Origin of the sequence: Streptomyces sp. NPDC051909 (assembly GCF_040681095.1) — a bacterium.
Classification (GTDB): Bacteria; Actinomycetota; Actinomycetes; order Streptomycetales; family Streptomycetaceae; genus Streptomyces.
In genome coordinates, this window is the sequence record NZ_JBFAYA010000026.1 from 1 (window position 1) to 23943 (window position 23943).

A 23943-nucleotide genomic window follows, 5' to 3' on the forward strand; every position below is an offset into this window, starting at 1 on the left:
GCCTGGGCGAGTGCCCGGGCCATGGCGACGCGCTGGCGCATGCCGCCGGACAGTTCGTGGACGCGCTTGCCGTACGAGCCGCCGAGCCGGACGAGTTCGAGGAGCCGTTCGGCCTCGGTGCGGCGCTCGGCCTTCGGCACCCCGCGCAGCTTCAGGGCCAGTTCGATGTTCTTGCCTGCGGACAGCCACGGGAAGAGGGCGTGCTCCTGGAACATCAGGGCGGGCCGGCCGCCGGGGGTGTCGATGGACCCGGTGGTCGGCCGGTCGAGGCCGGCGACCAGGTTGAGCAGGGTGGACTTGCCGCAGCCCGAGGCCCCCAGGAGGGTGACGAACTCGCCGGGTCGGACATCGAGCGAGATGTCGTCGAGGACGAGCTGCCCGCCGGCGGGGCCGCCGAAGGACTTCGAGACGTGCTCGATGCGCGCGGCGTGACCGACCGCGGCGACGCGGTCCTCGGCCTTGGCGAGCGTGGTGGTCGTGGCCATGTTCGTCACCTCCAGTGGGGTTGTGGTTACTTCACGCCGAGACCGGCGTCGGACACCTCGGGCTTGCCCGCGGCCTTGAGCACCTTGTTGAGCGGCTTCAGGTCGTAGATGCCGATCAGGTCGGGCTCCTTGAGGAGACCGGCCTTCACCGCGTGGTCCGCCTGCGCCTGGAGCGTCGCGGCGAGCGGGTCGTCGACGAACTGGATGGACGGCCAGGCGCCGTCGATCACCTTCGCGCCGAGCGGCTTGCCGGAGAGCTCCTTGAGCTTCGTGTTGGCCGAGGCCTTCGCCTGCTCCGAGTTGGCCTTGATCCACGCGTTGGTCTTCACCGAGCCCCGCAGCACCGCCTCGACCACGTCGGGGTGCTCCTTGAGGAACGTCTGCGACACGATGATGTTGGTGATGACGAACTGCTTGCCCGGCCACAGGTCGGACTCGTCGAGGAGGACCTTCGCGCCCTCGCTGACCAGCTTCGACGCGGTCGGCTCGGGCACCCACGCCCCGTCGATGGAACCGGACCTGTACGCGTCGGGGGTGATCTTGTTGTCCGTACGCAGCACCGAGACGTCGCCCTTGCCGGACTGCGAGTCGACCTTCCAGCCCTTCTCGGAGACCCAGTTGAGGAAGCCCACGTCCTGGGTGTTGCCGAGCTGCGGGGTCGCGATCCGCTTGCCCTTGACGTCGTCCAGGGTCTTGATCTTGTCCGGGTCGACCACCAGCTTCACGCCGCCGGAGGCCGAGCCGCCGACGATGCGCAGGTTCTTGCCCTTGGACTTGGTGTAGCCGTTGATCGCGGGCGAGGGGCCGATGAAGCCGATGTCGATCGAGCCCGCGTTCAGCGCCTCGATCTCGGACGGACCGGCGTTGAAGGTCGACACCTTCAGCTGGGTGCCGCCCAGCTCCTTCTGGAAGATGCCTTCCTGGTCGCCCACCAGCGCGGTGGCGTGCGTCAGATTGGGGAAGTACCCGAGCCGTACGGCGTCGACGGAGAGCTTCTCGCCCTCCGCGGCCACCTTCTTCTGGTCGTTCTTGGCCTGGGAGCCGTAGCCGCAGGAGGCGAGCGCCCCGATCAGCAGGGGCAGTGCGGCGGCCACCGCGAGGCCGCGGCGCAGGGTCGTACGGGTGGTGGCAGGCACGGGAGTGGTTCCCCTCGATTCAGCTTCTGCGAAGTCTGCGTTTATGTCGCCGCCCGGGACCGAGCGGGAGATGGTGCGGGTGGAGCGGCATCGCGCCGCGACAGCGGCGCGCGGAGGTCAGCACGCACATCGCGCGACACCTCCCCGGCCCGCACCGAGGGCGCCGGAGCCCACCCGGCCGCCCTCCTTGGCGAAGGTCCCGTAGATGTCCTGACCGCCCATCAGAAGTCCCACCCCTCCTCGTCCTCCGCGGCGGCGGGGACGGCCTTGGCGGTCGCGAAGGACTCGCCCGCCATGCCGGCGGCGAGCGTGGTGCCGTCGGCGGGGTCGATGAGGAGGAACGACCCGGTACGGCGCGAGTCCGCGTACGAGTCGAGCGCGAGCGGCTCGGCGGTGCGCACCCTGACCCGGCCGATGTCGTTGGCCACCAGCTGCCCCGGGTCCGGGTGCTGGGAGAGGTCGTCCAGGGTGAGCCGGGACGGGATCTCCTTGACGATGGCCTTGACCGTGCGGGTGGTGTGCTTGAGCAGCACCCGCTGACCCACGGTGAGCGGCTGGTCCGCGACGTGGCAGACGGTCGCCTCGACGTCCTGGCTGGTGGCCGGCGCGTCGGCGGCCGGAGCCAGCAGGTCGCCGCGGGAGATGTCGATGTCGTCGGCGAGCCGGATGGTGACCGACTGCGGGGCCCAGGCGATGTCGACCGACTCGCCCAGCGCGTCGATCCCGGCGATCGTCGACGTCTTCCCGGACGGCAGCACGGTGATCTGCTCGCCGACCCGGAAGGCGCCGGCCGCGATCTGGCCCGCGTAACCCCGGTAGTCGGGGTGCTCGGCGGTCTGCGGACGGATCACGTACTGCACCGGGAAGCGGGCGTGGCAGGCCGTCAGGTCGTGGCTGACCGGCACCGTCTCCAGGTGCTCCAGGACCGTCGGGCCGCCGTACCAGTCCATGTTGGCGGAGGGCTCCACGACGTTGTCGCCGGCGAGCGCGGAGATCGGGATCGCGGTGATCTCCGGAACGCCCAGCTCGGAGGCGTAGGTCGTGAACTCCTCGGCGATCGCGGCGAAGACGGGCTCGGCGTAGTCGACGAGGTCCATCTTGTTCACGGCGAGGACCACGTGCGGGACGCGGAGCAGCGCGGCGACGGCGGCGTGGCGGCGGGTCTGTTCGACGACGCCGTTGCGGGCGTCGACCAGGACCACGGCCAGTTCGGCGGTGGAGGCGCCGGTGACCATGTTCCGGGTGTACTGCACGTGTCCGGGGGTGTCGGCGAGGATGAACCGGCGGCGCGGGGTCGCGAAGTAGCGGTAGGCCACGTCGATGGTGATGCCCTGCTCGCGCTCGGCCCGCAGACCGTCGGTGAGCAGCGCCAGGTCCGGGGCCTCCTGGCCGCGGGACCGGGAGGCGTGCTCCACGGCCTCCAGCTGGTCGGCGAGGACCGACTTGGAGTCGTGCAGGAGCCGTCCCACCAGGGTGGACTTGCCGTCGTCGACGGAACCGGCGGTGGCGAAGCGCAGCAGCGTGGTGGCCGCCAGCTCGGCGGGCTGCTGCTCGGTGGACGTCGTCATGACTAGAAGTACCCTTCGCGCTTGCGGTCTTCCATCGCGGCCTCGGACATCTTGTCGTCCGCGCGGGTGGCGCCCCGCTCGGTCAGCCGGGACGCGGCGATCTCGGTGATCACGGCCTCGAGGGTGGTGGCGTCGGAGTCCACCGCGCCGGTGCAGGACATGTCGCCGACGGTGCGGTAGCGCACGAGCCGCGTCTGAGTCGACTCGGTGTCCTTCGGACCGCCCCAGTCGCCGGCCGTCAGCCACATGCCGTTGCGCTGGAACACCTCGCGCTCGTGGGCGAAGTAGATCTCCGGCAGCTCGATCTTCTCGCGCTGGATGTACTGCCAGACGTCCAGCTCGGTCCAGTTGGACAGCGGGAAGACACGGACGTGCTCGCCGGGGGCGTGCCGGCCGTTGTAGAGCTGCCACAGCTCGGGCCGCTGGCGGCGCGGGTCCCACTGGGAGAACTCGTCGCGGAGGCTGAAGACCCGCTCCTTGGCCCGGGCCTTCTCCTCGTCGCGCCGCCCGCCGCCGAACACGGCGTCGAAGCGGTGCTGCTGGATGGCCTCGGTCAGCGGCACGGTCTGCAGCGGGTTACGGGTGCCGTCGGGGCGCTCGCGCAGCTTGCCCGCGTCGATGTACTCCTGCACGGAGGCGACGTGCAGACGCAGCCCGTGCTCGGCGACCACGCGGTCGCGGTACTCCAGGACCTCGGGGAAGTTGTGCCCGGTGTCGACGTGCAGCAGCGTGAAGGGGATCGCCGCCGGGGCGAAGGCCTTCAGCGCCAGGTGCAGCATGACGATGGAGTCCTTGCCGCCGGAGAACAGGATCACCGGCCGCTCGAACTCGCCCGCCACCTCGCGGAAGATGTGGACGGCCTCGGACTCCAGGGAGTCGAGGTGCGACAGCGCGAACGGACTGTCCGTGGTGTCGTGAGCATGGGCGACGGTGGTCACAGCAGACCCCTCTCGGTGAGCAGCGCGTGGAGCTGCGCCGCGGACTCCTGCACGGTCTGATTCTGGGACTCGATCCGCAGATCGGGCGTCTCGGGTGCCTCGTACGGGTCGTCGACGCCGGTCAGTCCGCTGATCTCGCCGGCCGCCTGCTTGGCGTACAGGCCCTTGACGTCACGGACCGAGCACACGTCCAACGGGGTGGCCACGTGTACCTCGACGTACGCGGTGCCCTCGGCGGCGTGCCGCTTCCGGACGGCCTCGCGGCTGTCGGCGTACGGGGCGATGACGGGCACGAGCACCTTCACGCCGTGCGAGGCGAGCAGCTCGGCGACGAAGCCGATCCGCTGCACGTTGGTGTGCCGGTCCTCGCGGCTGAAACCGAGGCCCGCGGAGAGGAACTCGCGGATCTCGTCGCCGTCGAGGATCTCGACGCGGTGGCCCTCGTCGCGGAGGCGGCCGGCCAGCTCGTACGCGATGGTGGTCTTTCCGGCGCTCGGCAGGCCGGTGAGCCAGATGGTGGCACCGGTCACGTGGTTCTCCTGGGAGGTCTGAGGGGTGGGGGTCATCAGCCGTGCAGCCCGCATTCGGTCTTGGCCCGGCCGGCCCAGCGGCCGGCCCGTGCGTCCTCGCCCGCCAGGACCCGGCGGGTGCAGGGGGCGCAGCCGACGGAGGCGTAACCGTCCATCAGGAGCGGGTTGGTGAGCACCCCGTGCTCGGCGACGTAGGCGTCCACGTCGTCCTGCGTCCACCGGGCGATGGGGGAGACCTTCACCTTCTGCCGCTTCTCGTCCCAGCCGACGACCGGGGTGTTCGCCCGGGTCGGGGACTCGTCGCGGCGCAGGCCGGTGGCCCAGGCGGCGTACCGGGTCAGGCCCTCTTCGAGGGGCTTGACCTTGCGCAGCGCGCAGCACAGGTCGGGGTCGCGGTCGTGCAGCTTCGGGCCGTACTCGGCGTCCTGCTCGGCCACCGACTGACGCGGGGTCAGGGTGATGACGTTGACGTCCATGACGGCGTCGACGGCGTCCCGGGTGCCGATGGTCTCCTCGAAGTGGTAGCCGGTGTCGAGGAAGACCACGTCCACGCCGGGCCGGGCACGCGAGGCGAGATGGGCGACCACCGCGTCCTCCATGGAGGAGGTGACGCAGAAGCGCCCGCCGAAGGTGTCGGCGGCCCACTGGAGGATCTCCAGGGCGGAGGCGTCCTCCAGCTCACGGCCGGCCTGCTCGGCGAGTGCCTTCAGGTCGGCCGCGGTCGCGTCCTCGGCGATCCGAGCGGTCGTCATATCTCGTTCCTTCCAAGGCTGTCGGTGGAGGTCGCCGGGGCGAGGAGCCCCAGGAACTTCAGCTGGAAGGCTCGACTGCAGGCGTGGCATTCCCACGCTCCGTGCCCCTGCTCGGACGGACGCAGGTCCTCGTCCCCGCAGTAGGGGCAGTGGAACGGGGCCGCGCGCCCGCTCATGACAGGGCCTCTTCCGAGGCGCGCGCGGTCCAGGTGGCGAAGCGCTCGCCGTCCTCGCGCTCCGCCTGGAACCGCTTGAGGACCCGCTCGACGTAGTCGGGCAGCTCGGCCGCGGTGACCTTCAGGCCGCGGACCTTGCGGCCGAAGCCGGCCTCCAGGCCGAGCGCGCCGCCCAGGTGCACCTGGTAGCCCTCGACCCGGTTGCCCTCGTCGTCCAGGACCAGCTGGCCCTTGAGACCGATGTCCGCGACCTGGATCCGGGCGCAGGCGTTCGGGCAGCCGTTGATGTTGATGGTGATCGGCTCGTCGAACTCCGGGACGCGGCGCTCCAGTTCGTCGATCAGCGAGGCGCCGCGGCCCTTGGTCTCGACGATCGCGAGCTTGCAGAACTCGATGCCGGTGCAGGCCATCGTGCCGCGCCGGAAGGGCGAGGGGTTGACCCGCAGGTCCAGTGCCTCCAGGGCGGAGACCAGCGACTCGACCTGCGCCTCCTCGATGTCGAGGACGAGCATCTTCTGCTCGGCGGTGGTGCGGACCCGGCCCGAGCCGTGCTGCTCGGCGATCTCGGCGATCTTCGTCAGGGTGGCGCCGTCGACCCGGCCGACACGCGGGGCGAAGCCCACGTAGAACCGGCCGTCCTGCTGCTTGTGGACGCCGACGTGGTCGCGCCACCGGCCGGCCGGCTCGGGCGGGGCGGGGCCGTCGGTCAGCTTGCGCTTCAGGTACTCGTCCTCCAGGACCTGGCGGAACTTCTCCGGGCCCCAGTCGGCGACGAGGAACTTCAGGCGGGCACGGTTGCGCAGCCGGCGGTAGCCGTAGTCGCGGAAGATCGAGATGACGCCCTCGTAGACGTCCGGCACCTCGTCGAGCGAGACCCAGGTGCCGAGCCGGACGCCGAGCTTGGGGTTGGTGGACAGACCGCCGCCGACCCAGACGTCGAAGCCGGGCCCGTGCTCGGGGTGGTGCACGCCGACGAAGGCGATGTCGTTGATCTCGTGCGCCACGTCGAGCAGCGGCGAGCCGGAGATCGCGGACTTGAACTTGCGGGGCAGGTTGGAGAAGTCCTTGTTGCCCACGATCCGCCGGTAGATCTCCTCGATGGCGGGTGTGCCGTCGATGATCTCGTCCTCGGCGATGCCGGCGACCGGCGAGCCGAGGATGACGCGCGGGGTGTCGCCGCAGGCCTCGGTGGTGGACAGGCCGACCGCCTCCAGGCGGTTCCAGATCTCCGGCACGTCCTCGATGCGGATCCAGTGGAACTGCACGTTCTGCCGGTCGGTGATGTCCGCCGTGCCGCGCGCGAACTCCTGCGAGATCTCGCCGATGACCCGGAGCTGCTCGGTGGTCAGCCGGCCGCCGTCGATGCGGACCCGGAGCATGAAGTACTCGGCGTCCAGCTCCTCCGGCTCCAGGACACCCGTCTTGGTGCCGTCCAGACCCTCGCGACGCTGGGTGTAGAGGCCCCACCAGCGCATGCGTCCGCGCAGGTCATTGGGGTCGATGGAGTCGAATCCACGCTTCGAGTAGATCGTCTCAATACGTGTCCGCACATTGAGACCGTCGTCATCCTTCTTGAACTGCTCATTGCCGTTCAGCGGGGTGAAGTGCCCCGCGGCCCACTGACCCTCGCCACGGTGGCGCCCGGCCTTGCGGCGGGCGGTGGCGGGAGTGGGGTTTTCCGGGGTGGCGGCCATGGCGATATGTCCTTCGGGACTGCGAGAGGGCGGCTCTGACCTGCACACTCGCGCTCGGATAGGAGGGTGGCGCGGCAATGCGCAGAGACAGGACGTCAGGAAAGATGTGCGGCGGTGCTGAACTGCTCAGCGCGCCGAACAGATGGCGCTGGACATGCGGCCGAGGTCGACGTGCCGCCGACTCACCAAGGCAATTCCAGTTCCAGGCATGACGGAAGCGTGTCACGGGACTTTGGACCCAGTCCAGCTTCGTCCAGGATATGGACGCGTCTGTCTCGTTCTGCAAGACAGTGTGGCATGGGTCACGCGAAAGGGGCCCAGTTCAGGGCCCCTTTCGGCGTACGGGCGGAGCTGTGGGTCAGGCGTGCGCGCCCGGCCACGGGCCCGGGTTCGCCGGCTCCTCGACCTGCTCCACCCTGGTGTCGAAGAGGCGGAAGCCGCGCCGCTCGTAGTTGGCCATCGCGTGCTCGCCGTCCAGCGAGCAGGTGTGCAGCCACACCCGCTTGGTCGGGGTCCGCTCGGGCCACCGCTCGGCCAGGTCCCAGGCGCGCTCCACCCCGTACGAAAGGAGGTGTCCGCCGATCCCGCGGCCCCGGAAGGCGGGGATCAGGCCGAAGTAGACGATCTCCACCGTGCCGTCGTCCTGCGGGTCGAGCTCCACGTATCCCGCGGGCGTCCCCTGCTCGTACGCCACCCAGATCTCGGCGCCCGGCTTCTCCACGATCTCCTGCCACTGCGGGTACGTCAGCGACAGGCGGTCGGTCCAGCGGATGTCGCCGCCGACCGCCGTATAGAGGAAGCGGCTGAACTCCGCCGAGGGCACCTCGGCCCGTACGACCCTGAGGTCGCGTCCCTCGGGAGCGGGCACGGGCCGGAGGTCGGACGGCGAGGTCTGTTCCAGGGACCAGGTGGTGAGGGTGATGCTCGTGGGCTTGCTCATGGGCTTATCGCATCATGCGGAGCGCCGGATTCCCAGGGCGGATCCCACAGGCCGGTCACATCGGGCGGGAGCCTGTCCGGCATGTGGACAGCTGACCGGCCCGTGGACACCACCTCGCCCGGGCCCGCCCGGCTCCCGGCACCCCGGGCCCCAGGCCGCCCCGGGCGCACCTCCGGCGCACCACCCCTCACGCGCTCGTCGCGCTCCGCGCCGCGACCACGGCCGGTGCGGTGGAGTGGGGGAGCAGGTCCGCCGGGTGCGCGGGGTGCCGCAGCTCGACCTCGACCTCCTCGCTGAAGCGGTACGGGCGGTGTGCCAGGACGGCGGCCAGGTTGCGCCGCACCCGCGACAGCTCCGCCCGTACCGTCACCGTCCTCGTCCGGTCCCCGAACACGTCCTGCGCCAGCTCCGCCGCCGTCCGCCCCTCCGGGTGCAGGGCGAGCAGATACAGCAGCTCGGCATGGCGCGGGCTGAGCTCCTGGGACCAGCTGCCGGCCGCCCCCGACACGGACACCGTCGCGCGGCGCGGCCGGCTCAGGTCGAGCACCACCCGGCTCACCGCCCCGCCGGCCGCGCCGTCCCCGCCCGGCCGCCCGCCCTCCTCGACACGCAGCAGCCAGCCGCCCGGCAGCGGCTCCACCGCGCACATCCCCAGCGAGGGCAGCCACACCCGCCCGGCCCGGAAGGACTTCGGCAGCGCGAGCCGGTCCACCGGCGCCATGCCGGTCACCGCCGCCGTCCAGCCGTGAGTGTCCACCGCGACGGCGCGCCCGCCCACCCGGCACAGGATCGGCGCGGCCACCGACCGCAGCCGCTCGATCGAGCGCAGGTGCCGGTCGCGCATCTCGGCCTCCGCGAGCTGCGCCACCGAGCCGACGAGCGCCAGTGTCGCCGGATGGAAACTGGACGCCGGGCCGCTGACATCCACGATCCCGAGCAGCCGGTGGTCACGCGGGTCGAAGACGGGGGCGGCGGCACAGGTCCAGTTGTGCAGCGTGTGCACATAGTGCTCGGCGGAGTGCACCTGCACGGCCTTGCCCATGGCGAGCGCCGTGCCCACCGCGTTGGTGCCGGTGGTGTGCTCGCTCCAGGCCGCGCCCTCCTCCAGACAGATCCCGTTGGCCTGGCGCAGCACCGCGAGGTTCCCGTCGCGCCACAGCACCCGGCCCTGGTCGTCCGTCACCACCATGATCTGCATGGAGGCGTCGGCGATCCCGGCGAGTCCGGCGCTGAGCGTGCGCATGACCTCGCCGAGCACCGAGGAGCGGCGCCGCTCCTCCAGCTCGTCACGCTGGAGCAGCACCGTGCTGGTGCTCTGGTCCGGGCTCACGCCGAGCCGGAACATGCGCTGCCAGGACGCGTCGATCACCGCGCGGGGCGCGACCGGCGGGGTCCGGCCGGCCAGAGTCTCCTCGCGGACCCTGTGCAGCAGCCGGGTCGCCTTGGCGGCGTCCATCACGGCGAGCCGGTTCAGGTCGACCTGCGCCTTGTTCATCGGTCCCTCCCGGCCACGCCTGCCACGCACGGCTGCTGTATCGGTCTGCTGTATCGGTTCTGCACAGGCTGCGGCCCGCTCGTCCGTGCGCGGCCCGGCGCCCATCGTGCCGCTCCGCAGCGTCACGCGCGTGCTGCTTCCCGTAATCCTGCAACCTCATGCAACTCTGGCAACCCCCGCCCCCGTGCACGAGGGTGGATCCGAAGCGGAGGGTGGTGCCGTGTCGGCGCAGCACCACCCCCCGCTTTTCCGCGCGTGCCGACCCCCTCAGGTCCACCCCTGGCGCGCGCGGCACAACGCCACACTCACCCGCGCGGAGGACGCTCCGCACGCGCGTTCATGTCGCCGGCCGGGCCCGTTCCACCACCGCGCCCAGGGCCGGCGTGTGCGGCAGCGTCCCGAACGAGGCTCCCCAGTCCCCGCCGAGCCGCGACGCGCAGAACGCGTCCGCCACCTCCGGCGGGGCCCAGCGCACGAGCAGCGCGCCCTGAAGCACCCGCGCCATCCGCTCCGCGAGGCGCCGTGCCCGCGCCTCGATGCCCTCCAGATCGGCCAGCTCCGCCAGCATGTCCCGGATCGCCCGGTCGAGCCGGTGATCCGCGCCGCGCGCCCGCCCCACCTCCGTCAGAAAGGCGTTCAGCGCCGCCGGTTCCCTGCGCAGGGCCCGCAGGACATCCAGCGCCTGTACGTTCCCGGCGCCCTCCCACAGCGAGTTCAGCGGCGACTCGCGCAGCAGCCGCGGCAGCCCCGACTCCTCCACGTACCCGTTCCCGCCCAGGCACTCCAGGGCCTCCGCCACCACCGGCGTGCACCGCTTCGTCACCCAGTACTTCGCCACCGGCACCGCGATCCGCAGCAGCGCCCGCTCCTCCTCCGTATCGGCGTCGTACGCCGCCGCGAGCCGCATCCCCAGCACGGTCGCCGCCTCCGACTCCAGGGCCAGATCGGCCAGCACGTTGCGCATCAGCGGCTTGTCGACGAGCAGACCGCCGAACGCGCGGCGGTACGAGGCGTGGTGCACGGCCTGCGCGACCGCCTGCCGCATCAGCGCCGCCGAACCGAGCACACAGTCGAGGCGGGTCGCCGCCACCATCCCCATGACGGTCCGCAGCCCGCGCCCCTCCTCGCCCACCCGGCGCGCCCACGTCGACCCGTCGAACTCGACCTCGGCCGAGGCGTTCGACCGGTTCCCCAGCTTGTCCTTGAGCCGCTGGATCGCGAAGGCGTTCCGCGTCCCGTCCGGCAGCACCCGGGGCACCAGCAGACATGACAGACCACCGGGCGCCTGCGCGAGCACCAGGAAGGCGTCCGACATCGGTGCCGAGCAGAACCACTTGTGCCCCGTCAGCACGTACTCCCCGTCGGCGGCCAAGGGTTCCGCCCGGGTCGTGTTGGCCCGTACGTCGCTGCCGCCCTGCTTCTCCGTCATGCCCATCCCGAGCAGCACACCGGTCTTCTCCAGCGGCGGCCGCAGCCCCTGCTCGTACACCCGCGAGGCGATCAGCGGCTCCCACGCCGCCGCGAGCTCCGGCTCGGCGCGCAGCGCCGGCACCGCCGCATGGGTCATCGACAGCGGGCAGCCGTGCCCCGCCTCCACCTGCGAGGCCAGCACGAACCCCGCCGCCCGCCGCACATGACCACCGGGCCGGCCCCACGCGCCGGTCAGCCCCGCGCCCACTCCCCGGCCGAGCAGCCGGTGCCAGGCCGGATGGAACTCCACCTCGTCGATCCGGTGCCCGTAGCGGTCGTGCGTCCGCAGCCGCGGCGGATGCTCGTTCGCGAGCCGCCCCCACTCCTGCGCCTGCGCCGAACCCGCCGAGACCCCGAACGCGGAGAGCTCCGCGCGGGCCTCCTCGGCCCCCTCCGGGGGCAGATGCCGGGCCACCGCCTCCGCCAGGGCCCGATCGGTCGCGAACATGTCGTATCCCACCAGGGGCGGAGCCTGGTTGGTCACGGTGTGGGTGCCGGCTGCCATGCGGATACGGTAAGGAGGTGCAGGCAGCAAACGAAACACCCGACCGGCCCGAGCGGCGGCCCTGGAGCAGGCTCCACCGCGCGCGTGTCCTCTACCGCAACGTCTCGAAGCGGAAGACGGTCTGGCTGCTCCTCAAGGACACCGTCAACTCGTGCATCGAGTACCGGATCCTCGGCCTGGCCGCCGAGGCCGCCTTCTTCACCCTGCTGTCCCTGCCGCCCCTGCTGCTCGGCCTGATCGCCGTCCTCGGCTACGCCGACGACTGGACCAACACCGACACCGTCGCCAGCATCCGCGAGAACATCCTGCACGCGGCCGGCACGGTCCTCTCCGACCGCGGCGTCCGCGAGATCGCCGAACCCCTCCTCGACGACATCACCCAGGGCAAACGGCCCGAGCTGATCTCCCTCGGCTTCGCCATCGCCCTCTGGTCCGGCTCGCGCGCGGTGAACGTCTTCATCGACACCATCACGGTGATGTACGGCCTCGACGGGCACCGGGGCATCGTCAAGACCCGGCTCCTCGCCCTGCTCCTCTACATCATCGCGCTGCTCATCGGCGCCGTCGTCCTCCCGCTCGCCGTCGTCGGCCCCGACCGCATCGTCGAGCTGGTCCCCTGGGGCACGGAAGTCGTCTCGGTCCTCTACTGGCCGACCGTCATCCTGCTCTCCATCGCCTTCCTGACGACCCTGTACCACGTGTCCGTCCCGGTCCGCTCCCCATGGATCGAGGACATCCCCGGCGCGCTCGTCGCCCTCGCCATGTGGGTGCTCGGCAGCTTCCTGCTCCGCATCTACCTCACCAGCCAGGTCGAGGGCCCCACCATCTACGGCTCCCTCGCCGCCCCCATCGCCGTCCTCCTCTGGATCGGCATCTCCGCCTTCGCGGTCCTCGTCGGCGCCGCCGTCAACGCCGCGATCGACCGCGTCTGGCCCTCCGTCGCCACCGCCGGCGCCCGCGAGGCCACCGAACGCGCCCGCGCCGCCCAGGCCGCCGACCTCGTCGCCCGCCTGCGCGCGGAGGCCGACGACGTGGACGAGGACGACCCCGACATGCCCTCGGAGTTCCCGGAACGGTGGTCGAAGTTCCTGCCGCCGGACGACGTGAAGTCCCGGCTGCACGCGGGCTGGGAGAAGGACACGTAGCACCCCGGGCGCCGCGGTCCTACCCTGGTCGGGTGTACGAGGAACGGCCCGCGCGGCTCGCCGGAGCCGTCGTGTGGCGGCGGGACATCGGGACGGGCGACGCCCGCGACCCGGGGACCCGGCCCGTGCTGCCCGACGGGTGCATGGACCTGATCTGGGCGGACGGGCGGCTCCTCGTCGCGGGACCCGACACCAGGGCGTACGTGCCCCGGAGCCCCGCCGCGCACTACGCCGGGGTGCGGTTCGCGCCGGGCGAGGCGGCGGGCGTCCTCGGCGTCGAGGCGAGCGCCGTGCGGGACGAGCGGGTGGACCTCGCGGAGCTGTGGGGCGCGCGGGTCGCGCGACGGCTCGCCGACAGGGTGAGCGGGGCGGCGGACCGGGCGGCCGCCCTGGAGGACGTGGTGCTGCGGCGGGCCGCCGAGGCGCCCGCGCCCGATCCGCTGCTGCGCGCCGTCGTCGCCCGGCTGCGGGCCGGACTGCCGGTCGGGACGGTGGCCGACGAGCTCGGCATCGGCGTACGCCAGTTGCACCGGCGCTCACTCGCCGCCTTCGGGTACGGGCCGAAGACCCTCGCCCGGATCCTCCGGCTGCAGCGGGCGCTCGCCCTCGTCACGGCGGGCGTCCCGGCGGCGGAGGCCGCCCCGCGCGCCGGCTGCGTCGACCAGGCGCACCTCGCACGCGAGATGCGGGCGCTGACCGGGCTGACGATCGGCGGTTACGTGGCGGGGCTGCGGTCCGCGTAGAGCGACACGCCCGTCCCGTCCGGGTCGAGCACGACCGCGTACCGCTGCCCCCAGACCGCGTCCCACGGCTTCAGATGCCCGCGGTGGCCGGCTCCGGTCAGCGTCTCATACACCGCGTCCACCTGCTCCGGACCGGCGCACCGGAACGCGAGCGCGACCCGCTCGCCGCCGCCCGGCGGCCGCGTCCACGCCGGGTCGTAGGAGCGCACGACGTCCTCGGTGTCCCACAGCACCCGCACCCCGCCGGGCAGCGTGACCTCCACGTGCGGCGCGCTCTCGGCACCGGCGGGGACGTCCAGGCCGAGCAGCCGGTAGAAGGCGAGGGAGGCGGCCATGTCGGCGGTGACGATCCCGATCACGTCGAGCCGGGGCGTGGGGGAGTCGGTGTTACGGCTTCGGTCGGTGTCCATGACCGCAGGCTAGGAGGGGCAGGGGAGCGGCGTCTTGTACGGATCGGACACGGGGTCGGACAGTGTGCGGGCCGCGACCTCGCCCTCGCGCTCGCCGGGCACGGCGGCACCCTGATCCTGCACGGCCGCGACGCCGACCGGCTCGCCTGGAGCGTCCGGCGGATCGGTGACGTCAGCCGGCGGCGTCCCTGAGCCGTTCGGAGTCGAGGACGGTGATGCGTCCGCGGGCGAGGCGGAGGAGGCCGTGGTCGGCGTAGTCGCGGAGGACCTTGGTGCAGGTCTCGCGGGAGGTGCCGGCGAGGGCGGCGAGCTGTTCGTGGGTGAGGGCGATCTGTGGGTGGCGCCCGACGGGCCGCAGGGGGCCGGCCGGGGGCTGGGCGCTGGTGAGGGTGGTCAGTGTGGTGGCGACGCGCTGGGCCACGGTCTTGAACACGCTGTCGGACAGGCGTTGTTCGAGGTCGGCCAGACGGCGGCCGAGGATCGCGGTGATCCGGGCGGCGATGCGGGCGTCGGCGAGCAGGAGCCGGTTGACGTCGGCGCGGCTCATCACGCACACGACGGTGTCGTCGAGGGCTTCCGCGTAGTTGTCGTACATGTGCTGTCCGAGCAGGACCATCTCGCCGAAGATGGTGCCGGGGCTGACGATCGCGGTGGTCAGTGCGCGGCCGTCGGCGGAGACCCGGAAGACGCGGATCCGGCCCTTCTTGAGGATGAACAGCACCTCGGAGGGCTGGGTGGGCGAGTACACGATCTCGCCGGCGTGGTAGGTCTTCATCGGCGCGGCGGCGGCGATGGCTTCCATCTCCTGCTCGGACAGGTCGCAGAAGATGTCGACCTCGGCCAGGCACCAGGTCCGCTCCGCGCCCTCGTGGCCTGCTGCGGCGTCGGTCATGGTGTGCGTCTCCTCGCGTCGTCCAGGGGCCCACGGTGGGGGTGCGGCACCCCATGCCGGGCTGCCCAGTGCCTTGGGGTCGCGGGCCAGACAGTAGGGCACCGAACCGTCGACCCGGCCTCTGCGCCGCGGCGCCGCGCCCGGTGATGGGGCGCCCGGGTGAGGGGACGGCGTGGGGGAGATGTGTGCGGCTGTGGTCATGGTGATCGTCCCATCCGTGAGGGTCGTTCTCTCGGGGGTGGGGCGGAGGTGACGCCTGCGGCCCGAGCAGCCTTTCCGCGAGAGGCGCCTCCGCTCCCGGCCCCCTACTGCGGCGTGCGCTCGGCGATCAGCAGCGCGTAGCCGAGGACGCCGTCCCCGACCGCGGCCCGGGCGGCTGCCAGGACGCCGGGGGCGGCGTCGAGGTCGACGCCCCCGGCAGTGAGACGGGCCGCCGCGGTCATGCGCAGCAGGTTCAGCCTCGCCTCGATCTGGTCGATCATGCGGAGCATCGCCTGGTCGTGGCGCTCGGTGTGTACGGTACGCAGTCCGGCGGCGGCCAGGATCTCGGCGTAGTCCTGGAGCGGCCGGGCGTCGGCGATGCAGGCGATACGGGCGCCGAGGCCGGTGAGCTCGGCCGGCAGCCGGGCGGACTCGACGGTGACGTCGGTGATGCCGAGGCGGCCGCCGGGCACGAGGACGCGGGCGAACTCGGCTGCGGCGCGGGCCTTGTCGGGGAAGGTGCACAGGGCGCACTCGCACACCGCGGCGTCGAAGGCGCCGTCCGGGTACGGCAGGCGCTCGGCGTCTCCGGTGGTGAACCGGGCCCGGTCGGCGAGGCCGGCTGCCTGGGCGGCGCCTTGGGCGAGGGCGGTGTTCGCGGGCGCGTAGTCGATGCCGTCCACCCGTGCGCCGTACGCGTCGGCAAGGAGCAGGGCGGTCGTGCCGCGCCCGGAGGCGACGTCGAGGACCCGCGCTCCCGGGGTGAGACCGAGGCCGTCGGCGAGACGGCGGGTCAGGGCGGTGCCGCCGGGATGGTAGGAGTCGCCGAGGAGCAGGGCGACGACGTCGGAGGAGTACGCGGCGGCGCAGCAGGACTTCACCTGGTCACTGTCCATCGCGGGCTTCCTTCGCGGTCTTCGATCCGTACGGGGTCGTCGTGAGGCGGTCGGCGAGTGGCAGGGCGTTGGGGGCGACCGGGGCGACGGGGACGCCGGACATCTCGGCGCGGACCTGTTCGCGGTAGCCGGCGGAGTTGTAGGCGCAGAAGGGGATGAGGCGTCCGTCGGGGGTGATCTCCTCGACGCAGCACTTCATCAGCTGTTTGACGTTGAGGGTGTAGGGGTCCTGGAAGTCCTGCACGACGATCATGAACGCCTTGTCGTTCAGGCTCTTCACGGCCTCGGGAAGGTCGATGCCGCAGGCGTCCGCGCAGTCCAGGGCCTCGGCCGTGGCCCGCAGCTTCTCCTCGGTGGTCTCCGTGCCCATGAAGGCGGAGGCGGACCAGAGCTTCTCCAGGGCCTCGCGGATGCCGGCGTCGGGCATGACGCGGTTGGTGACGTAGTCGAGGTGGTCCTCGACGTCGAGCAGGCGGGGGATGGGGACGACGGTGCGATTGCCCGGTTCTCCGTCGACGAGGAGGTAGGTGATGGAGCGGCAGGTCGGGAAGCAGCAGGGGACGGGGAAGAAGTCGCCCTTGGCGAACCAGTCGGGCCGTTGCTCGTTGATGAGCCGGATGACGTCGGGGTTGGTGAGCCGGTCCAGCGGGTCGAATGCGACGTGCCGGCCGGAGTGGGTGACCGGCTGGAAGGCCACGGACCGTACGGCGGGGTGGTCGATGCCGTACTCGATGATCGCCCCGAGCTCGTGCTCGTTCAGGCCGCGCTCGACCGCGGCGACGAGCGTGACGGTCAGCCCGTGCTCGGCGCAGTTGTCGAGCGCCCGCTGCTTGAAGGTGCGCAGGTCCCGGCCCCGGATCTCCAGGTGGGTGCGCTCCTCGAAGCCGTCGAACTGGAGATAGATGTTCACGGAGCGGCCCGGAGTCCGGTTGCGCTTGCCGAGTTCGGCGACGAAGTTCCTGTCGGTGGCGAGGCGGATGCCGTTGGTGTTGAGGTTGACGCTCTTGATCGGCCGGGCCTGGGCGAGGTCGACGAAGTCGAGGATGTGCTTGTGGATGGTGGGCTCGCCGCCGGAGAACATCACCACCTCCGCCTCGCCCTCGCTCGCGACGAAGGTGTCGAGCATCCGCTCGCACTGCTCGTGGGTGATGGAGTAGCCTCCCGCAGACTTCGTCCGGGAGGTGCCCCCAGGCTGGTGTCCTGAGTCGGCGAAGCAGATCGGGCAGTCCAGGTTGCAGGCCGTGTTGACCTCGATGATGCCCAGGCAGGCGTGCTGCTTGTGCTCCGGGCACAGTCCGCAGTCGCTCGGGCAGCCGTCCTTCACCTCGGTCTGGAAGGTGAGCGGGATGGTGCCGGGCTTGTTGAAGCGGGCCGAGGACAGGTACTCCTCGGCGTCCCCGTACACGAGCGCCTCGAACTCGCCGTGGTCGCGGCAGCGTTTACGTAGATAGACCTTGTCGTTTCGGATGTTGACCTGTGCGTCGACGGGTGTCTTGCACAGCGGACAGATCGACTTGGTGAACTCCACGAACACCTCGTCGCGATCGGCCTTGGCCTGGGGTGCGGCTTCCTGAGTCACGCGGAGCTCCTGTGTGAGTCGTCCTGAGAACCGTGATCCGAACGTAGGCCGCCGGGCAGGGCGAGAACTGTAAGCGCGCTCACCGAACCGCCTCCTTCGTCCCCGGCACGATCGAAGCGTGCGACCCACCTGGGTGACGTCGGCGACGTGGCGGCACCGGCATCCCTTCCGCCCCGGATACGCATGACCGAGATCCCCGGGCACGTCTGATCGAGGAGGCCCCGATGGCGCGGGAACAGGAAGTCGATGTTGTGGTGATCGGTATGGGGGTGGGCGGTGAGCATGCCGCCGAGCGGCTGGCCGAGGAAGGGCTCGACGTGGTCGGGGTGGAGGCGGAGCTGGTCGGCGGCGAGTGCCCGTACTGGGCGTGCATCCCCAGCAAGATGATGATCCGCGCCGGGAACCTCCTGGCCGAGGCCAGGCGGGTCCCCGGCATGGCCGGCGACGCCCGGGTCCACGCGGACTTCGCGCCGGTCGCCGCCCGGATCAGGGACGAGGCCACGGACGACTGGGACGACCGGGTCGCCGTCGACCGGTTCACCCGCAAGGGCGGCCTCTTCGTGCGCGGCCGGGCCCGCCTGGCCGGCCCCGGCCGAGTGGAGGCCGACGGCGAAGCGCTCTCCGTGCGGCGCGGGGTGGTGCTGGCCACCGGCAGCCGCCCGCAGATCCCGCCGGTGCCGGGCCTGACGGATGTGCCGTACTGGACGAACCGGCAGGCCGTCTCCGTCAAGGAGCCGCCCGCCTCGCTGCTGGTGCTGGGCGGCGGCGCCATCGGCGTCGAACTGGCGCAGGCGTTCGCCCGCTTCGGCACCGCCGTGACCGTCGTGGAGGCGATGGAGCGGCTGCTTCCCGCGGAGGAGCCCGAAGCCGGCGAGCTGCTGGCCGAGGTGTTGCAGGAGGAGGGCGTCACCGTCCGCGTCGGAGTGCGTGCCACTGGTGTCCGCCACGCGGACGACACGTTCCGGCTGACGCTCGACGGCGGGGAGGAGATCGTGGGGGAGCGTCTGCTGGTGGCCACCGGTCGCCGACCCGATCTGAGCGGGCTCGGCCTCGAAACCATCGGTCTCGACCCCGCCGCCCGCGCGCTGGACGTGGACGGGCAGATGCGGGCCGCCGACGGCGTGTGGGGCGTCGGCGACCTCACCGGACGGGGCCTGTTCACGCACGTGGCGATGTACCAGGCCGAGATCGCCGTACGTGACATCCTCGGTCGGCCGGGCCCGGACGCCGACTACCGGGCCCTGCCCAGGGTCACCTTCACCGACCCCGAGGTCGGCTCCGTCGGCCTCACCGAACACGCAGCCCGCGAGCGGGGACTGCGGGTGCGCACCGGTACCGCGCGAGTCCCGTCGTCCGCGCGCGGCTGGATCCACAAGGCCGGCAACCACGGCCTGATCAAACTCGTCGAGGACAGCGACCGCGGCGTCCTCGTCGGCGCCACCTCCGCCGGACCGACGGGCGGCGAAGTCCTCTACGGACTGGCCGTCGCCGTCCACAACGAGATCCCCGTCGACCGGCTCCGCCACATGATCTACGCCTACCCCACCTTCCACCGCGGAGTCGAGGACGCACTGACCGACCTGCGCCAAGACGCCTGACCAGCGACACTGCGACGGTCTGGCCTCGGGGGCCTCGCCTGGTACCTCCTCACCACGGGGGACCGGGCCGTCCGCCCCGATCTGGAGGCACGGCGTACCCGGCTCGGGTACTGGGCAGCGGAGCGCCTCGGTGCCTGGATCAGGCCACTTTCGCTCGTCGTTCGGCCTCCTGGCGGATCGCGGCCAGGGACGCGGCGACGGTGGCCTCCCACCGGGGCGCGACCAGGCCGCCCCACCACTGGCCGGCCCGCCCAGGTCCGTGGCGAGCTCGCCCTCGTACAACGGGGCGGGATGCCCCCAGGAGCCTTCACGCTAGGCAGACCCGCTTCGCCTCCTCAGCGACCACGGTCACCATCGACCCGGCTCGTCGCCCCCGTGAGGATCCGGCACACCTCGGCGTCGGTGCAGTCGGCCGGGTCGGTCGCGGCGGCCCGCTCCGCCAGCCCCCGCAGCACCGCCCGCGTCGCGCGGAGCTCGGCCACGCCCTGACCTCACGAGTTCCTTCCTGATCAGGCTCTCGGCGGCGGCGAGGACGGCGTCCTCGGGACGGTTGAGGGGCTGCCATCCCAGCACGCGGTGGGCCCGTTCGCTGGTCGTCCTCCTGGCGAAGCCGAGGTCGGGCACGATCGTACGGAGCTCCTTGTCGACGAGGGAAAGCATGCGTACCACGGCACTGGGGAGGGACCGGGCCGGTACGTGCCTGGCCGCGTCTCCGAGGTTGGCTCTGAGGACGGCGCCGATCTGGCTCATCGACATCGCCGGACCGCCGGCGGTGAGGAAGCGCCGGCCGGCCGCTTCAGGGGTGGTCATGGCCAGCAGGTGCGCGCCTGCCACATCGCGTACGTCGACGATCGGGATCCACAGATCGGGGTAGCCGGGCATCGCCCCGTCGAGGATGCGTTGAACGAGGTGGTTCGATCCCGAGACCGCCTTGCCCATCACCGGGCCCATGACCGCGACGGGAAGGATCGTGGTGAGCTCCGTCGAACCGCCCTCGGCGCTGACGAAATCCCATGCGGCGCGCTCGGCGAGCGTCTTGCTCTTGGTGTACGCGGTGACACCCGGCCCGTCGAGAACGCTCCAGTCCTCCTCGGTGAACCGGTGGTCGGTGCGCGGGTATCCGTAGGCGACCGCGTGGAAGGCAGAGGTGAGGACGACCCGTCTGACACCGGCGTCGCGTGCCGCGCGCAGCACGCGCAGAGTGCCTTCACGCGCCGGAACGATGACATCGTCCTCGTTCTCGACACGCTCCACGCGTACGGGAGAGGCCACATGCAGGACGAAGTCGCACCCGGCGGCGGCATCGGCCCACCCCGCGTCACTCGTGAGGTCCGCTGCCACGAAGGTCAAGGCGCCGCCGTTCACCATCCCGGCGCTGCGGAGCTGCGCCCGGACCGCGGACTCGCGCCCGAGGGTGCGCACGGTCGTGCGTACCCGGTATCCCTGCTCCAGGAGTCGGAGGATGCAGTGTCCGGCGATGAAGCCGGACCCGCCGGTGACGAGGACGCGAGGCTGCGGCGCGGTCACGCCCGCGCCCCTGGGGTCGGCGTGGTGATCATCTGGGCGGCGGATGTTCCTGTCGCTGTCATGTCTCCACGATGGGCGCAGAACACGGAAGCAGGCAGTAGACCCGTCTTCATAGGACTGCCGGTACCAGGCACACCGTGTGGCGCATGAGCCAGACTGTCCTGTGTGGCGACGACAGAACTCGGCGCAGCCCTGCGGCGCTGGCGTGACCAGGTCTCACCCGAGACGGCGGGTCTTCCCGCGGGCGGCCACCGGCGCGCTGCGGGGCTGCGGCGTGAAGAGGTGGCCCAGCTGGCCGGCATCTCCGTCGACTACGTCACCCGCCTCGAACAGGGCAGGGCCACCAGCCCCTCCGCGCAGGTCGTCGAAGCCCTCGCCCGGGCCCTGCGGGTCACCAGCGGCGGGCGCGCCCATCTCTTTCAGCTGGCCGGTCTCGTTCCTCCGGGACCGGAGACGGTCCCGACGCACATCACGCCGAACGTCCAGCGGATGTTGGACCGGCTCACCGGCACCCCCGTCGTGGTCTTCGACGCCGCGTGGACCCAGCTGCTCGCCAACCCCCTGTACACGGCGCTGATGGGGGACTGGCAGGGCAACGAACTCAACGCCGTATGGCGCAACTTCCTCGGCACCGGCACCCGCGTGCGTCACACCCCCGAATCCCGGGGCGCCCTGCGTGCCGCGCAGGTCGCCGACCTGCGCAGAACAGCGGGCCGCTACCCGGCCGATCCGCGACTGCGACAGCTCATCGCTCAACTCCGCGCCAAGAGCGCCGAGTTCGACGGCCTCTGGGAATCCGGTGCCGTCGGCCGGCACGAGGCCGCCCGCAAGACCATCGACCATCCCCACGTCGGTGCCCTCACGCTGGACTGCGACGTACTCGTCGTCGCCGGCAACGATCTACGCATCATGATCTACACAGCCGAACCCGGCAGCCGGGACGCCGAACGCCTGGCGCTCCTCGCCGTCCTGGGGATCCAGACGTTCACCGGATAGCCGGCCACCCGCATGTGACCGGTGGTGCCGTGTCCCAGGACGTCGATGACTGTCACGGTGACGTGTGCTGCCCGCAGTCAGGAGTTCATCGTTCCCACCCGCCGTACAACTCCGGCATGGTCTTCACCGACTGGCACCAGGAACCGGCCACGTCCGACGCCATCAAGGGATCGTCGATCGCCGGTCGTGAGCTCCGGGCGAAGGAGCCGAGCCGGCGTCGAGCCGCGGCGTCGATCACGGTGGAGTGCACGTCCTCCCCGGCGGCGATGCGCATCAGACCGTAATAGGTGAGGTTGAAGCAGGTGTAGGCCTTACGCTCCTCGGGGTCGACGCCGATCATCTTCGGGACGCTCACCGCTTCGTGGCGGTGCGTTCGGCGATCCATTCCCGGGCCGCGAGCAGCGGCTCGCGCCGCATGGTCCAGCGCATCCGGTCGTCGAAACCCATCTCGCCGAGGGTGAGTCCGGTGTCCGCGACCTCGAAGACCGGTGTCCAGCCGCCGAGTCGACCACGGCCGTCGACCAGCTTCCCCTCGGTGTGTCCCTCCCACACCTCGCATTCCCCGTTGAACACGACGCCCACCGCGCTGGTGGCGATCGCCGCCGTGGACCCGTGGCTCGGGATGGCTTCCCTGAGTCCCTGGGCGCTCAACCCGTCCAGGAACCACTTGACCAGCGCTCCGGGCAGGCCGTTCCAGGCCTCCAGGGCGAGGCCCGTGTCCTCGACGATCACCGGCCCGGGCAGCCCCAGGGCCGCGACCTGCTCCAGCTTGTGTTCCACCACGCGTCGCACGTCCACCGCCTGCATTTCCAGCAGTTCGACGTGCAGGACTTCGACTTCCGGGAAGACGCTGCGGACTTCTTCCAGTTTGATGGCGTTCTGACTGGCGAGAAGTACGTTGTTCACGAGGCTTTGAGCCCTCTCTCGATCATGCAGTCGTGGGGGAAAGGCGACGAATCGTACCATTTGATCGGATTATCTTCGAGGTTGGGCGGCAGGACGAACTTGTGTGCTTCGAGTTCTGCGCTCACATGGGGCTGCCCGGCTTCCCTGAAGCGGGACCCTATGTTCCCGCGTGTCCTCGCGGACCGGGACCCGAGCCGTGAACGGAAGGAACCGTTCGGCTGCATCAGCACGAAGACACTGTCAGTCACCACTGGTGGTAGTGGTCGACCGGGTATGCGGCGTGGGCGCGGTCGCGACGAGCGGCGGGAACGACGAACCTGCCGTCCGCGCAGCCGACCACGGCCGGCGTCGGCGGAGATTGTCCCCGTTCTGTTCGTCGAGGCGCTTCAGAAAGCGGTGGAAGCGCGAAGGCGGAGTTCCCCAGAGGCTGTCGGGCCTCGGCGGCATCGTCGGCGTCCTCCTGGGCGGGGCGGCGACTGCCGTGTACGCGTCCACGGGCGGACTTCCCTGGGTGGTCCCGCCCTGGGCGGCCGGAGCCGGATTCGTCGCGACCCTCGCGATCGGCACGGTGGCGGAGGCCTCTACCCGGCGGTCCGCGCCGCCCGCCAGTCACCGACCCCGCCAGTCACCGACCCCGCCAGTCACCGACCCTGGCACTCGCGGCCGCGTAGCGGTCGATCCGCGGCCCGGTCGCACGTGACGGTCTGTACGGTCGGGCCTGTGTCACGCCGGTCACCGCGTCGAAGTCGCCGGGCCGTGCGCCGTGGAGCGCGGTGGAGACGCCGGGCGGAGCATCTGTGCGGTGGCCAGGGTCCGGTAGAGGGGGCTTGCGGTGAGGAGTTCCTCGTGGCGGCCGGCCGCCGTGACGCGCCCCTCGGACAGGACGACGATCCGGTCGGCGTGCTGGACGGTGGAGAGCCGGTGGGCGATGACCAGGATGGCGCACTGGCCGCTGATCTCTTTGAGGGCCGTGGTGAGGGCCGCCTCGTTGACCGCGTCCAGGTGGGACGTGGGCTCGTCGAGCAGCAGGAGGGAAGGACGGGTGACGAGGGCGCGGGCCAGGGCGAGGCGTTGGCGTTCGCCTCCGGACAGGTTCGCTCCGCGTTCGCCCACGCTGCCGTTCAGTCCGCCGGGTACGCGGCTGACGACGTCGTCGAGGCGGGCCAGCCGGACGGCGCGGTGGACTTCGTCGTCCGGCGCGTCCGGGACTCCGTAGGTGATGTTGTCGCGGAGGGTACCGCTGATGACGGGGCTGTTCTGGTCGACGAGGGCGATGCGCTCGCGGCAGGCGGACCGGCGTCCTTGTCGCCACGGCGGCGGCATTCGCCGGATACCTGCTGCTCGGCTTCCAGCCGTCGGTC

General features: G+C 71.5%; 24 protein-coding genes and 1 pseudogene. 5 read left to right on the forward strand and 20 right to left on the reverse strand.

Features of this window, described 5'->3' with window-relative positions; translation table 11 throughout:
• From AB0M18_RS30255 to AB0M18_RS30310, 12 genes are all read right to left on the reverse strand, one after another.
• Nucleotides 1–485: ATP-binding cassette domain-containing protein (locus AB0M18_RS30255; protein WP_365763598.1), on the reverse strand; the 485-nt coding region annotated here is incomplete at its 3' end.
• A 26-nt stretch (nt 486–511) separates the two neighbouring features.
• Nucleotides 512–1621 carry an aliphatic sulfonate ABC transporter substrate-binding protein gene (locus tag AB0M18_RS30260; protein ID WP_365763600.1) on the reverse strand — a complete coding sequence of 370 codons (1110 nt, stop codon included), beginning with the start codon at nt 1619–1621 and terminating at the stop codon, nt 512–514.
• A 221-nt stretch (nt 1622–1842) separates the two neighbouring features.
• The gene (locus AB0M18_RS30265) at nt 1843–3189 is read right to left on the reverse strand and encodes a GTP-binding protein (protein WP_365763602.1); all 1347 of its coding nucleotides are present in this window, start codon (nt 3187–3189) and stop codon (nt 1843–1845) included.
• A 2-nt stretch (nt 3190–3191) separates the two neighbouring features.
• On the reverse strand, nt 3192–4127 hold the full coding sequence (gene cysD, locus AB0M18_RS30270) for a sulfate adenylyltransferase subunit CysD (protein ID WP_365763604.1): 936 nt from the start codon (nt 4125–4127) through the stop codon (nt 3192–3194).
• On the reverse strand, nt 4124–4693 hold the full coding sequence (cysC, locus tag AB0M18_RS30275) for an adenylyl-sulfate kinase (RefSeq protein WP_365763606.1): 570 nt from the start codon (nt 4691–4693) through the stop codon (nt 4124–4126). The genes cysD and cysC overlap by 4 nt, the downstream gene beginning before the upstream one ends.
• On the reverse strand, nt 4693–5409 hold the full coding sequence (locus AB0M18_RS30280) for a phosphoadenylyl-sulfate reductase (protein ID WP_365763608.1): 717 nt from the start codon (nt 5407–5409) through the stop codon (nt 4693–4695). Before AB0M18_RS30280 ends, cysC begins: the two co-directional genes overlap by 1 nt.
• Complete coding sequence (locus tag AB0M18_RS30285; RefSeq protein ID WP_365763610.1) at nt 5406–5585, reverse strand: hypothetical protein; 180 nt, start codon at nt 5583–5585, stop codon at nt 5406–5408. The genes AB0M18_RS30280 and AB0M18_RS30285 overlap by 4 nt, the downstream gene beginning before the upstream one ends.
• Nucleotides 5582–7279: a nitrite/sulfite reductase gene (locus AB0M18_RS30290; protein WP_365763612.1), complete on the reverse strand. Its 1698-nt coding sequence runs from the start codon at nt 7277–7279 to the stop codon at nt 5582–5584. Before AB0M18_RS30290 ends, AB0M18_RS30285 begins: the two co-directional genes overlap by 4 nt.
• A gap of 126 nt (nt 7280–7405) precedes the next feature.
• A complete protein-coding gene (locus AB0M18_RS30295; protein WP_356067285.1) occupies nt 7406–7489 on the reverse strand; it encodes a putative leader peptide in 84 nt (27 codons plus the stop codon).
• Between the two features lie 148 nt (nt 7490–7637).
• On the reverse strand, nt 7638–8219 hold the full coding sequence (locus AB0M18_RS30300; protein ID WP_365763614.1) for a GNAT family N-acetyltransferase: 582 nt from the start codon (nt 8217–8219) through the stop codon (nt 7638–7640).
• A gap of 187 nt (nt 8220–8406) precedes the next feature.
• Complete coding sequence (locus tag AB0M18_RS30305; RefSeq protein ID WP_365763616.1) at nt 8407–9714, reverse strand: GAF domain-containing protein; 1308 nt, start codon at nt 9712–9714, stop codon at nt 8407–8409.
• A gap of 337 nt (nt 9715–10051) precedes the next feature.
• Complete coding sequence (locus AB0M18_RS30310) at nt 10052–11689, reverse strand: acyl-CoA dehydrogenase family protein (protein WP_365763618.1); 1638 nt, start codon at nt 11687–11689, stop codon at nt 10052–10054.
• A gap of 17 nt (nt 11690–11706) precedes the next feature.
• Here AB0M18_RS30310 and AB0M18_RS30315 point away from each other — a divergent pair, with 17 nt between their 5' ends.
• Both AB0M18_RS30315 and AB0M18_RS30320 read left to right on the forward strand, forming a co-directional pair.
• Entirely contained in the window at nt 11707–12834 is a 1128-nt protein-coding gene (locus AB0M18_RS30315) for a YihY/virulence factor BrkB family protein (RefSeq protein WP_365763620.1), read from the forward strand.
• Nucleotides 12835–12866: 32 nt separating this feature from the next.
• Nucleotides 12867–13577: an AraC family transcriptional regulator gene (locus AB0M18_RS30320; protein WP_365763622.1), complete on the forward strand. Its 711-nt coding sequence runs from the start codon at nt 12867–12869 to the stop codon at nt 13575–13577.
• Here the strand turns inward: AB0M18_RS30320 and AB0M18_RS30325 are convergent.
• The 4 genes from AB0M18_RS30325 to AB0M18_RS30340 form a co-directional block, all read right to left on the reverse strand.
• Nucleotides 13550–13987: a VOC family protein gene (locus tag AB0M18_RS30325; protein ID WP_365763624.1), complete on the reverse strand. Its 438-nt coding sequence runs from the start codon at nt 13985–13987 to the stop codon at nt 13550–13552. The genes AB0M18_RS30320 and AB0M18_RS30325 overlap by 28 nt on opposite strands.
• 172 nt (nt 13988–14159) lie before the next feature.
• A complete protein-coding gene (locus tag AB0M18_RS30330) occupies nt 14160–14879 on the reverse strand; it encodes a Crp/Fnr family transcriptional regulator (RefSeq protein WP_365763626.1) in 720 nt (239 codons plus the stop codon).
• 305 nt (nt 14880–15184) lie between these two features.
• Nucleotides 15185–15976 carry a methyltransferase domain-containing protein gene (locus AB0M18_RS30335; protein WP_365763628.1) on the reverse strand — a complete coding sequence of 264 codons (792 nt, stop codon included), beginning with the start codon at nt 15974–15976 and terminating at the stop codon, nt 15185–15187.
• Nucleotides 15966–17555, reverse strand: a complete 1590-nt coding sequence (locus AB0M18_RS30340) for a radical SAM protein (RefSeq protein ID WP_365763630.1) — start codon at nt 17553–17555, stop codon at nt 15966–15968. The genes AB0M18_RS30335 and AB0M18_RS30340 overlap by 11 nt, the downstream gene beginning before the upstream one ends.
• Before the next feature lie 224 nt (nt 17556–17779).
• Between AB0M18_RS30340 and AB0M18_RS30345 the strand changes: the two genes are divergently transcribed.
• On the forward strand, nt 17780–19153 hold the full coding sequence (locus AB0M18_RS30345) for an NAD(P)/FAD-dependent oxidoreductase (RefSeq protein ID WP_365763632.1): 1374 nt from the start codon (nt 17780–17782) through the stop codon (nt 19151–19153).
• Between the two features lie 348 nt (nt 19154–19501).
• Here the strand turns inward: AB0M18_RS30345 and AB0M18_RS30350 are convergent, their stop codons facing one another.
• On the reverse strand, nt 19502–20680 hold the full coding sequence (locus tag AB0M18_RS30350) for an aldehyde reductase (protein WP_365763634.1): 1179 nt from the start codon (nt 20678–20680) through the stop codon (nt 19502–19504).
• Between the two features lie 165 nt (nt 20681–20845).
• On the opposite strand from AB0M18_RS30350, the gene AB0M18_RS30355 reads away from it, so the two are divergent.
• Nucleotides 20846–21676, forward strand: a complete 831-nt coding sequence (locus tag AB0M18_RS30355) for a helix-turn-helix transcriptional regulator (protein ID WP_365763636.1) — start codon at nt 20846–20848, stop codon at nt 21674–21676.
• Between the two features lie 85 nt (nt 21677–21761).
• Here AB0M18_RS30355 and AB0M18_RS30360 read toward each other — a convergent pair whose 3' ends face one another.
• Nucleotides 21762–22016 carry a hypothetical protein gene (locus tag AB0M18_RS30360; protein WP_365763638.1) on the reverse strand — a complete coding sequence of 85 codons (255 nt, stop codon included), beginning with the start codon at nt 22014–22016 and terminating at the stop codon, nt 21762–21764.
• A gap of 11 nt (nt 22017–22027) precedes the next feature.
• A complete protein-coding gene (locus tag AB0M18_RS30365; RefSeq protein WP_365763640.1) occupies nt 22028–22582 on the reverse strand; it encodes a non-canonical purine NTP pyrophosphatase in 555 nt (184 codons plus the stop codon).
• Nucleotides 22583–23009: 427 nt separating this feature from the next.
• On the opposite strand from AB0M18_RS30365, the pseudogene AB0M18_RS30370 reads away from it, so the two are divergent.
• Nucleotides 23010–23200 (forward strand): annotated as a pseudogene (locus AB0M18_RS30370) (FtsX-like permease family protein); the annotation flags it as partial.
• Between the two features lie 114 nt (nt 23201–23314).
• Here AB0M18_RS30370 and AB0M18_RS30375 read toward each other — a convergent pair.
• Nucleotides 23315–23905, reverse strand: coding sequence for an ABC transporter ATP-binding protein (locus AB0M18_RS30375; RefSeq protein WP_365763642.1), 591 nt, complete (start codon nt 23903–23905; stop codon nt 23315–23317).
• Nucleotides 23906–23943: the final 38 nt, after the last annotated feature.